General features: G+C 44.3%; 10 protein-coding genes. All 10 read left to right on the top strand.

The window, feature by feature from the left end; all coding sequences use genetic code 11:
• Nucleotides 1-622 precede the first annotated feature (622 nt).
• The 10 genes from rpmH to JNUCC21_RS21305 all read left to right on the top strand — a co-directional run bounded on the left by rpmH (nucleotide 623) and on the right by JNUCC21_RS21305 (nucleotide 9,991).
• Nucleotides 623-757 carry a 50S ribosomal protein L34 gene (gene rpmH / locus JNUCC21_RS21350; RefSeq protein WP_003178075.1) on the top strand — a complete coding sequence of 45 codons (135 nt, stop codon included), beginning with the start codon at nucleotides 623-625 and terminating at the stop codon, nucleotides 755-757.
• A gap of 153 nt (nucleotides 758-910) precedes the next feature.
• Complete coding sequence (gene rnpA, locus JNUCC21_RS21345; protein WP_004392944.1) at nucleotides 911-1,261, top strand: ribonuclease P protein component; 351 nt, start codon at nucleotides 911-913, stop codon at nucleotides 1,259-1,261.
• A gap of 160 nt (nucleotides 1,262-1,421) precedes the next feature.
• Nucleotides 1,422-2,171, top strand: a complete 750-nt coding sequence (spoIIIJ, locus tag JNUCC21_RS21340; protein ID WP_007409906.1) for a YidC family membrane integrase SpoIIIJ — start codon at nucleotides 1,422-1,424, stop codon at nucleotides 2,169-2,171.
• Nucleotides 2,168-2,809 (top strand): RNA-binding cell elongation regulator Jag/EloR, encoded by a 642-nt coding sequence (gene jag / locus JNUCC21_RS21335; RefSeq protein ID WP_369878479.1) that lies wholly within the window; start codon nucleotides 2,168-2,170, stop codon nucleotides 2,807-2,809. The genes spoIIIJ and jag overlap by 4 nt, the downstream gene beginning before the upstream one ends.
• 289 nt (nucleotides 2,810-3,098) lie before the next feature.
• Nucleotides 3,099-4,478 (top strand): tRNA uridine-5-carboxymethylaminomethyl(34) synthesis GTPase MnmE, encoded by a 1,380-nt coding sequence (gene mnmE / locus JNUCC21_RS21330; protein ID WP_151140140.1) that lies wholly within the window; start codon nucleotides 3,099-3,101, stop codon nucleotides 4,476-4,478.
• A 16-nt stretch (nucleotides 4,479-4,494) separates the two neighbouring features.
• Nucleotides 4,495-6,381, top strand: a complete 1,887-nt coding sequence (mnmG, locus tag JNUCC21_RS21325; RefSeq protein ID WP_007615086.1) for a tRNA uridine-5-carboxymethylaminomethyl(34) synthesis enzyme MnmG — start codon at nucleotides 4,495-4,497, stop codon at nucleotides 6,379-6,381.
• A gap of 13 nt (nucleotides 6,382-6,394) precedes the next feature.
• Complete coding sequence (gene rsmG, locus JNUCC21_RS21320; protein WP_369878478.1) at nucleotides 6,395-7,114, top strand: 16S rRNA (guanine(527)-N(7))-methyltransferase RsmG; 720 nt, start codon at nucleotides 6,395-6,397, stop codon at nucleotides 7,112-7,114.
• Between the two features lie 121 nt (nucleotides 7,115-7,235).
• On the top strand, nucleotides 7,236-8,087 hold the full coding sequence (gene noc, locus JNUCC21_RS21315; protein ID WP_007409900.1) for a nucleoid occlusion protein: 852 nt from the start codon (nucleotides 7,236-7,238) through the stop codon (nucleotides 8,085-8,087).
• A 298-nt stretch (nucleotides 8,088-8,385) separates the two neighbouring features.
• The gene (gene soj / locus JNUCC21_RS21310) at nucleotides 8,386-9,147 is read left to right on the top strand and encodes a sporulation initiation inhibitor protein Soj (protein WP_007409899.1); all 762 of its coding nucleotides are present in this window, start codon (nucleotides 8,386-8,388) and stop codon (nucleotides 9,145-9,147) included.
• A complete protein-coding gene (locus JNUCC21_RS21305) occupies nucleotides 9,140-9,991 on the top strand; it encodes a ParB/RepB/Spo0J family partition protein (RefSeq protein WP_012118944.1) in 852 nt (283 codons plus the stop codon). The genes soj and JNUCC21_RS21305 overlap by 8 nt, the downstream gene beginning before the upstream one ends.
• Nucleotides 9,992-10,013 lie beyond the last annotated feature (22 nt).

Below are 10,013 nucleotides of genomic sequence, written 5' to 3'. Positions count from 1 at the left end.
TATCCGGCACAGCCCTCCTTTTCTTTAAAAATCAGCGCCCTTTCCCTGTTATAGAACACAAAAAAAGAGCATATGGCTCTGACCATTCGTACACACGAAATGTTGAAAACATATAGTATAGTAGAAAAACAGCTTTTCGACAAATTCCACAAGTTGTGGACAACAATCTACACAAGCTGTGTGAAAACAATCCACAACTTATCCACAGTTTGTGGATAAAGAGAATGGGCTGGATAAGTAATTAAGAGTTAAAACACAAATATAATATCAAATTAAGCGAGGACTTGCAATGGTTCTCGTAATCTTATCCACAAACCTGACAACTTGTTGAAAAATCTTTGTCCACAGGAGTTAGCAATGTGAAAATGTTGTCGATAACGACTGTGGATATTAAAAAAAGGCAAAAAAATTATCCACATGTCGTTTTTTCGGGGGAGCACGGCTTTTTTTTTTGCGTTAAAAAAAGGAATATGAAAAATAAGGTTTCTAAACTGGTTAAGGTATGTTATCCTATTATGGTTGTAAGAAATAAAAGCACTGCTGAAGTTGACAATGAATAGGCAGCACAAATATAATAAGTAAGACTGTCTTTAACAGCTATTCCTCGAGGGAGGTGTCATAAATGAAAAGAACATTCCAACCGAATAACCGTAAACGCAGTAAAGTTCATGGCTTCAGAAGCCGTATGAGTTCAAAAAACGGTCGTCTAGTATTAGCACGCCGTCGCCGCAAAGGCAGAAAAGTATTATCAGCTTAGGCCACTGAATAATGTCAGTGGTCTTTTTTCACATTAAGAGAGTGAGATGTCATGCGTCGCCCGGTACTGGAGAAATTTCTTCAGTATTCCGGCGGCCCGTTTTTTTTAGATAGAAATAAAAGTTTCTGCGAGTGAATATCGGAGTGAATTAAAGTGAAGAAGCGAAATCGGTTAAAGAAAAATGAAGATTTTCAAAAAGTGTTTAAACGCGGAACGTCTATGGCAAACCGCCAGTTCGTGCTGTATACGCTTGATCAGCCGAAACAGGAAGAGCTCCGGGTAGGGCTTTCTGTCAGTAAAAAAATCGGCAATGCCGTCGTGCGCAATCGGGTGAAGCGGTTAATCAGACAGGCTGTTCAGGAGGAAAAAGAGCTGCTCAAGCCGAAAGATTTTATTATTATCGCAAGAAAACCCGCCGGCGACCTCAGTTTTGAAGAAACGAAAAAGAGTCTGCAGCACTTATTCAGAAAAACCTCATTATATAAGAAATCGTCGTCAAAATAGCTCATATTTTGTTTTCTTCACGTTTTTAAAAGCGCTTCCTTTTATTTGGCGAAAAATGAACGCCATTTGAAACTGAAAGATGCTAAAATACATACAAGGTTCATAAAGATTGGTATAGGAGGAAACGTTCTTGAAAAGGAGAATATGGTTACTACTGAGTATGGTCGGTATGCTCGTGCTGCTGGCCGGGTGCTCGAGTGTGAAAGAGCCGATTACGGCGAATAGTCCGCATTTCTGGGACAAATATGTTGTGTATCCATTGTCAGAAGTCATTACGTACGTAGCGAAACTGACGGGCGATAACTATGGTTTATCGATCATCATCGTTACGATTTTAATTCGTCTGCTGATTCTGCCGCTGATGATCAAGCAGCTTCGAAGCTCAAAAGCGATGCAGGCGCTGCAGCCTGAAATGCAGAAGCTCAGAGAAAAATACAGCTCTAAAGATCAAAAAACGCAGCAGAAGCTTCAGCAGGAAACGATGGCCCTGTTTTCAAAGCACGGGGTAAACCCGCTGGCGGGATGTTTCCCGATCCTGATTCAAATGCCGATTTTGATCGGATTCTACCACGCCATTATGCGTACGCAAGCCATTTCACAGCACAGCTTTTTATGGTTTGATTTAGGAGAGAAGGATCCTTACTATATTCTTCCTATCGTTGCCGGTGTGGCCACTTTTGTCCAGCAGAAGCTGATGATGGCCGGAAATCCGACTCAGAATCCTCAAATGGCAATGATGGTATGGATTATGCCGATCATGATCATCGTATTTGCGATCAACTTCCCGAGCGCGCTTTCTCTGTATTGGGTAGTCGGAAACCTGTTTATGATTGCTCAGACATTCCTTATTAAAGGACCTGACATTAAACACGATCCGGAAACGCAGAAAGCGGGAGGAAAGAAAAAGTGAAGAAGGTGACTGCTGCGGGACGGAATGTCGAAGAAGCAGTTCAATCAGGCCTTCAGGAACTTCAACTGACGAAAGATCAAGTAGAAATAACGGTGGTGCAAGAAGAATACAAAGGGTTTTTGGGTATTTTCGGAAAAAAGAATGCGATCGTAGAACTGGAAGAGAAAAAAAATCCTGTTCATGAAGCGAAAGTGTATTTGGAAGAAATCATCCATTCCATTGCCGGACCTTCTGAGATTGTTACGGAAGAAAACAAGAAAACAGTCTGTTTTCACATTAAAGGTGAAAAAGCGGCGCTGCTTATTGGCAAAAGAGGACAAACACTCAATGCCCTGGAAACATTGACGCAGCTTGTTTTGAACCGCGGCTCCGGCCAGTATCGCCAAGCCATTGTCGACGCTGAGAATTATCGGCGGAAAAGAAGAGAAATTCTGGAGCAGCTGGCAAACAGGCTGGCCAAGCAAGTGTCGAAAACGAAAAAAGATGTGCATTTAGAACCGATGCCGTCAGGTGAAAGAAAAATCATCCATGACGCGCTGTCAAAGCATCCAAATATCAAAACTTTTTCTACCGGTGAAGGCCGGTACCGCCATCTCGTTATTTCCCATAAAGATAGCAGAAAACCGAAGTCCGGGTAAAATCGGAACTTCGGTTTTTTTATTGGTAAAAATGGCTCTATTCCTAAGCAGAATCGCATTTTTTGCGTTTAAGTTTTTTCTTTTTCGGTCTATGCTGTTGATAAAAAAGGTTTTAGGAAATAAAATTAATTGTTATTCACATGTGGATAAGTTAAAGTAATAAGGGATGAATTTCTGCCTTTGTGGATAACGTATCTTCCACTTCAAACCAAACTATGTTATCTTTTAATTTTGGCGTAAATAAAATTTTTTATATAGATGGAAACAGAGATAAAGAGAGGTGAACAGCATGGATACAATTGCAGCGATTTCAACTCCGATGGGTGAAGGCGCGATCGCGATCGTTCGGCTGAGCGGCCCGGAAGCCGTAAAGATCGCCGACAAAATGTACAAGGGTCCGAAAGGCAAAACGCTCAGTTCGGCAGAATCGCATACCATTCATTACGGGCATATCGCGGACAGCACGACGGGACGGATTATTGAGGAAGTCATGGTGTCTGTTTTAAGAGCGCCCAGAACATTCACAAGGGAAGATGTCATTGAAATCAACTGTCACGGGGGTATTGTGACGGTTAATCAGGTGCTCCAGCTTGCTTTAAGAGAAGGTGCGAGACTGGCAGAACCCGGTGAGTTTACGAAGCGCGCATTTTTAAACGGACGGATTGACCTATCACAGGCGGAAGCGGTGATGGATCTGATCAGGGCCAAAACGGACCGTGCCATGAATGTCGCCATGAACCAGATGGAAGGACGGCTTTCCGCGCTTGTCCGCCGTCTGCGTGATGAGTTGTTAGAAACACTTGCCCATGTTGAGGTTAATATAGATTATCCGGAATATGATGACGTCGAAGAAATGACGCATCAGCTTTTAGTGGAGAAGGCAAGCGGCGTGAAGAAAGAAATCGAGGCGCTGCTCCATACGTCTGAGCAGGGGAAAATTTTGCGTGAGGGACTGTCTACCGTGATCATCGGCCGTCCGAACGTCGGAAAATCCTCTCTGCTTAACAGCCTTGTCCATGAAACGAAGGCGATCGTAACCGATATTCCGGGAACGACGCGTGATGTGATTGAGGAATATGTCAATGTCCGAGGCGTGCCGCTTCGGCTTGTCGATACCGCCGGAATCCGTGAGACAGAAGACATCGTCGAAAGAATCGGTGTGGAACGGTCACGGCAGGTTCTGAAGGAAGCGGATCTCATTTTGCTTGTGCTTAACCACAGCGAAGAGCTTTCTGAAGAAGATGTGAAATTGTTTGAAGCGGTTGAGGGAATGGACGTCATTGTCATTATGAATAAGACGGACCTTGAGGCTAAGATTGACGCTGAGCGCGTCAAGGAACTGGCGAAAGGCCGGCCTGTCGTCACGACCTCATTGCTGAAAGAAGAAGGCATTCAAGATTTAGAGGAAGCGATTCAGTCGCTATTTTATACAGGAGCGATCGAAAGCGGAGATCTCACCTATGTCAGCAACACCCGTCATATCTCGATACTGCATCAGGCAAAGCAAGCGATTGATGATGCGCTGAACGGAATTGAACAGGATGTTCCGATTGATATGGTGCAAATTGATTTGACAAGGTGCTGGGAGCTGCTGGGCGAAATCATCGGTGATGCCGTCCACGAAAGCTTAATTGATCAGCTCTTTTCACAATTTTGTTTAGGTAAATAAAAGGGAGGAAAAAACCATGGGGTATGAAGCAGGCCAATACGACGTGATTGTCATCGGCGCCGGGCATGCCGGTGTTGAGGCTGCCCTCGCATCCGCGCGCCAGGGAGCCAAAACGCTTGTTTTGACGATCAATCTTGATATGGTTGCGTTTATGCCATGTAATCCGTCTGTCGGCGGCCCCGCGAAAGGGATTGTCGTCCGCGAAATTGACGCGCTCGGCGGAGAAATGGCTAGAAATATAGATAAAACTCATATTCAAATGAGAATGCTGAATACAGGAAAAGGTCCGGCCGTACGGGCGCTGCGTGCGCAGGCGGATAAATTCCAATATCAGCACGAAATGAAGCATACGCTGGAAAAAACACCGAATTTGACACTTCTTCAAGGGATTGCCGAGCGTTTAATCATTGAAGACGGGGAGTGCCGCGGTGTCATTACGCAAACCGGTGCTGAATATAAGGCAAAAACGGTCGTGCTGACAACCGGAACGTATTTAAGAGGGCGGATCATTCTCGGTGATCTGTCTTACTCAAGCGGTCCGAATAACCAGCAGCCGTCTATTAAACTTTCTGAGCACTTAGAGGAGCTCGGTTTTGATCTCGTCCGTTTTAAAACGGGTACGCCTCCTCGTGTCTCAAGCGATTCCATTGATTACAGCAAAACAGAAATCCAGCCGGGGGACCCGGTTCCGCGCGCTTTCTCATATGAAACGGTTGAATACATTACCGATCAGCTGCCTTGCTGGCTGACTTACACGAGTCCTGAGACTCATGAGATCATCGACAGCAACCTGCATCGTTCGCCAATGTATTCCGGTATGATTAAAGGAACGGGACCGAGATACTGCCCTTCGATTGAAGATAAAGTCGTGCGGTTTAATGATAAACCGCGTCATCAGATTTTCCTTGAGCCGGAAGGCAGAAATACGCAGGAAGTATACGTTCAAGGTTTATCCACGAGTCTTCCTGAGGACGTGCAGCAGCGGATGCTGGCGACCATTCCGGGACTGGAAAAGGTGCAGATGATGAGAGCCGGTTACGCGATTGAGTATGACGCGATTGTACCGACGCAGCTCTGGCCTACACTGGAGACGAAAAAAATCCCTAACCTGTACACGGCCGGTCAAATTAACGGTACATCAGGTTATGAGGAAGCAGCCGGGCAAGGAATTATGGCAGGGATCAACGCAGGCCGCAAAGCGCTTGGAAAAGAAGAAGTGATCCTCAGCCGTTCCGATGCTTATATCGGTGTATTGATTGATGATTTGGTAACGAAAGGAACCAATGAACCGTACCGTCTGCTGACTTCACGGGCGGAATACAGACTGCTGCTCCGTCACGACAACGCGGATCTTCGTCTGACGGAAATCGGCCACGATATCGGCTTAATTTCTGATGAGCGCTATGAAGCGTTTGAGAAGAAAAAAGCGGCGATTGAGGCGGAGAAAAAACGTCTCTGGTCTGTTATTATCAAGCCGTCTCCTGAGAATCAGGAATATATCCGTTCACTCGGCGGAAGCGAGCTGAAAGACGGAGTGCGCGGCACAGATTTAATGAAACGTCCGGAAATGAACTATGAAACAGTGACAAAACTTGCGCCTGCAGATTCTCCGGTTCCGCAAGACGTGGCGGAACAAGTGGAAATTCAGGTGAAATATGAAGGATATATCGAAAAATCCTTGCAGCAAGTGGAAAAGCTGAAGAAAATGGAAAACAAAAAAATCCCTGATCGGATTGATTATGACGCCATTAAAGGAATTGCTACTGAAGCCCGTCAAAAGCTGAAAGAAGTGCGTCCTTTATCAGTTGCTCAAGCGTCCCGTATTTCCGGCGTCAATCCGGCAGACATTTCAATCCTGCTGGTATACCTGGAGCAGGGCCGTATTGCCAAGGTAGCTGAATAGAAAGGATGACGGCATGAATATAGAGGAATTTACATCCAGTTTAGCGGAGAAAGGGATTTCCCTTTCTGACCGCCAGCTGGAGCAATTCGAGTTGTATTACCGGATGCTCGTGGAATGGAACGAAAAAATGAATCTGACATCCATCACTGAGAAAAAGGAAGTTTATCTCAAGCATTTTTATGATTCGATAACGGCGGCATTTTATATTGATTTTGAAAAGGTCACCACTCTTTGTGATGTCGGCGCCGGCGCCGGTTTTCCGAGCCTGCCCGTCAAAATCTGCTTCCCGCATCTGCATGTCACCATCGTCGATTCACTGAATAAGCGGATTACGTTTTTGGAAACTCTCTCTGATGCTTTACAATTAGAGCATACGGCATTTGTCCATGACAGAGCGGAGACATTCGGACAGCGGAAAGACGTCCGGGAAAGCTTCGATCTCGTGACGGCCCGTGCGGTGGCGCGTTTGTCGGTCCTGAGTGAGCTTTGTCTGCCGCTGGCCAAGAAAAACGGCGTATTTGCGGCACTAAAAGCAGCAGCAGCTGATGAAGAGCTGAAAGCGGGGCAAAAGGCAATTAAAGTATTGGGAGGAGAGCTTGAACAAGTTCATTCCTTTACACTTCCTGTTGAAGAAAGTGAACGGAACATCATGATCATTCGCAAGACGAAAAGCACTCCGAAAAAATATCCGAGAAAACCGGGTACTCCAAATAAATCGCCAATTGAAGGGTAATTTAGACAGCCTGATGTGACAATTCCATCATATTTTCTGCAAAATTGATGAAGATACAGCAGGAAAAACCATGAGAAAATAGAATTATAAAAATGGCAGTTTTTAAAGGTGGTGTAGGTACATGAAGCATTCATTCTCTCGTTTCTTCGGGTTTGGTGAGAAGGAAGAGGAACCGGAGATAGCTGAGCATGATACAAACAAAGAAGAGATACTCGAAATACCGGTACATGCTATCGTTCCCAACCGTTTTCAGCCACGCACCATTTTCTCAGATGAAAAAATCAAAGAGTTAGCAATGACTATCCATACACACGGCATCATTCAGCCGATTGTTGTCAGACATACAGAAGATGAAGGACAATATGAGCTCATTGCGGGTGAAAGGCGCTGGAGAGCGGTACAGACGCTTGAATGGGAGAAGATTCCCGCAATTATTAAAGATTTTTCTGATACGGAAACAGCATCTGTCGCTTTGATTGAAAACCTGCAAAGGGAAGAATTGTCCTCCATTGAGGAAGCTCATGCGTACGCAAGGCTGTTAGAACTTCATGATTTAACACAGGAAGCCTTGGCGCAGCGCTTAGGAAAAGGCCAGTCAACGATTGCGAACAAGCTCCGATTGTTAAAGCTCCCGGAACCCGTCCAGGATGCGATTATGGAGAAAAAAATTACGGAACGTCATGCAAGAGCACTGATTCCGCTCAAACAGCCGGAGTTTCAGGTCACATTGCTTGCGGAAATCATTGAGAAAAGCTTAAACGTCAAGCAGACGGAAGACAGAGTGGTGAAAATGCTTGAACAGAATAAGCAGAAACCAAAGCCGAGACGCAAAGCGTTCAGCAGGGATACAAGAATTGCGATGAATACGATTCGTCAGTCACTGTCTATGGTAGAAGACAGCGGCGTCAGACTGAATACTGAAGAAGAAGAATTCGAAGAGTACATCCAGCTTACCATTCGGATACCTAAATAAAAACTCTCCTGATCAGCAGGGGAGTTTTTATTTTAATCAAAAAACTATTTTGAGATAATGATAGATTTATTGTGCACTATACATTATATATGTAAAATTTTATCTTTTTGTGTCGTGAATTGTCTTTTTACAGTCAAAAAAGTCACTTTATCGGAGAACTTATATTAGAAAGTGTCTTTTCCGTTTACATTTTTTTCACTTGCTGATAAACAAATTATGAAAAAAATAAAACGCTTTACTCTTTTTTTGATAAGATAGAAACAAGACAGTACATGTTCATGTGAAGGTAGGTGACATCGTGGGAAAAATCATAGCAATTACGAACCAAAAAGGCGGAGTCGGGAAGACGACGACTTCTGTTAATCTGGGGGCTTGCTTGGCTTACATAGGTAAAAGAGTTCTTCTTGTTGATATTGATCCGCAGGGCAATGCAACGAGCGGATTAGGGATTGAAAAAGCCGATGTGGATCATTGTGTGTACGACATTTTAGTAGATGATGCAGATGTTACAGATATTATTAAACCGACTTCAGTAGAGAACTTAGATGTCATTCCGGCCACGATCCAGCTTGCGGGAGCGGAAATCGAATTGGTTCCGACGATCTCACGGGAGGTCAGGCTGAAAAGAGCATTAGAATCAGTGAAACAAAATTACGATTACATGATTATTGATTGTCCTCCGTCTCTCGGGTTATTAACGATTAATGCGCTTACCGCTTCAGATTCAGTCGTTATCCCGGTTCAGTGCGAATACTACGCTCTTGAAGGATTGAGTCAATTATTAAATACAGTTCGGCTTGTGCAAAAACATTTAAATACCGACTTAATGATAGAAGGAGTGCTTCTGACGATGCTTGATGCCAGAACGAATCTCGGCATTCAAGTGATAGAAGAGGTAAAGAAATACTTTAGAGATAAAGTGTATCAAACCATTATTCCTCGAAATGTCCGTTTAAGTGAGGCGCCGAGTCACGGTAAGCCGATCATATTATACGATCCGCGTTCGAGAGGTGCGGAAGTATATTTAGATTTAGCAAAGGAAGTGGCAGCGAATGGCTAAAGGCGGGCTCGGAAAAGGGATTAACGCGTTGTTTAATCAGGTTGATTTGTCTGAAGAGACAGTGGAAGAGATTAAAATCAGTGATTTACGCCCCAATCCTTATCAGCCAAGAAAACAATTTGACGATGAGTCATTAGCTGAACTGAAGGAATCTATCATTCAGCATGGCATTCTTCAGCCCATTATCGTGAGAAAATCATTGAAGGGCTATGATATTGTAGCCGGCGAACGCCGTTACCGCGCCGCAAAACTTGCCGGTAAAGAGACAGTGCCGGCTATCGTGCGGGATTTATCTGAATCGCTGATGCGGGAAATCGCTCTTTTGGAAAACCTTCAGCGTGAAGACTTATCACCGCTTGAAGAAGCTCTGGCATATGACTCACTGCTGAAGCATTTGGATTTAACCCAGGAACAGCTCGCTAAACGGCTCGGGAAAAGCAGGCCTCATATTGCCAACCATTTAAGACTGCTGACGCTGCCGGAAAGCATCCAGAACCTCATTGCAGAAGGTACGTTATCCATGGGACACGGCAGAACCTTGCTTGGTTTGAAAAATAAAGACAAGCTTGAGCCGCTTGTGAAGAAAGTGGTTGAAGAACAGCTGAACGTCCGTCAGCTTGAGCAGCTGATTCAGCAGTTAAACAACAATGTTCCACGTGAAACAAAGAAAAAAGAACCTGTTCAAGATGTTGTGTTAAAAGAGCGGGAATCGTATTTGCAAAATTATTTCGGAACAACAGTAAATATAAAGAGACAAAAGAAAAAAGGGAAGATTGAGATTGAGTTTTTCTCAAATGAAGATCTTGAACGTATCCTAGAACTATTGTCTGAAAGAGAAGCGTAAAAACCATCTTTTTAAAAAAAGA

The sequence above is a fragment of the Bacillus sp. JNUCC-21 genome (assembly GCF_041222765.1).
Lineage (GTDB): Bacteria > Bacillota > Bacilli > Bacillales > Bacillaceae > Bacillus > Bacillus velezensis.
Note: the sequence above shows the minus strand (reverse complement) of the source record. Positions and strands in the feature narration are given on the sequence as shown.

Coding starts and splice junctions, on each gene's coding strand:
- noc (WP_007409900.1), top strand. CDS start 7,236: ATGAAGCATTCATTCTCTCGTTTCTTCGGGTTTGGTGAGAAGGAAGAG.
- rsmG (WP_369878478.1), top strand. CDS start 6,395: ATGAATATAGAGGAATTTACATCCAGTTTAGCGGAGAAAGGGATTTCC.
- rpmH (WP_003178075.1), top strand. CDS start 623: ATGAAAAGAACATTCCAACCGAATAACCGTAAACGCAGTAAAGTTCAT.
- spoIIIJ (WP_007409906.1), top strand. CDS start 1,422: ATGGTCGGTATGCTCGTGCTGCTGGCCGGGTGCTCGAGTGTGAAAGAG.
- JNUCC21_RS21305 (WP_012118944.1), top strand. CDS start 9,140: ATGGCTAAAGGCGGGCTCGGAAAAGGGATTAACGCGTTGTTTAATCAG.
- mnmG (WP_007615086.1), top strand. CDS start 4,495: ATGGGGTATGAAGCAGGCCAATACGACGTGATTGTCATCGGCGCCGGG.
- mnmE (WP_151140140.1), top strand. CDS start 3,099: ATGGATACAATTGCAGCGATTTCAACTCCGATGGGTGAAGGCGCGATC.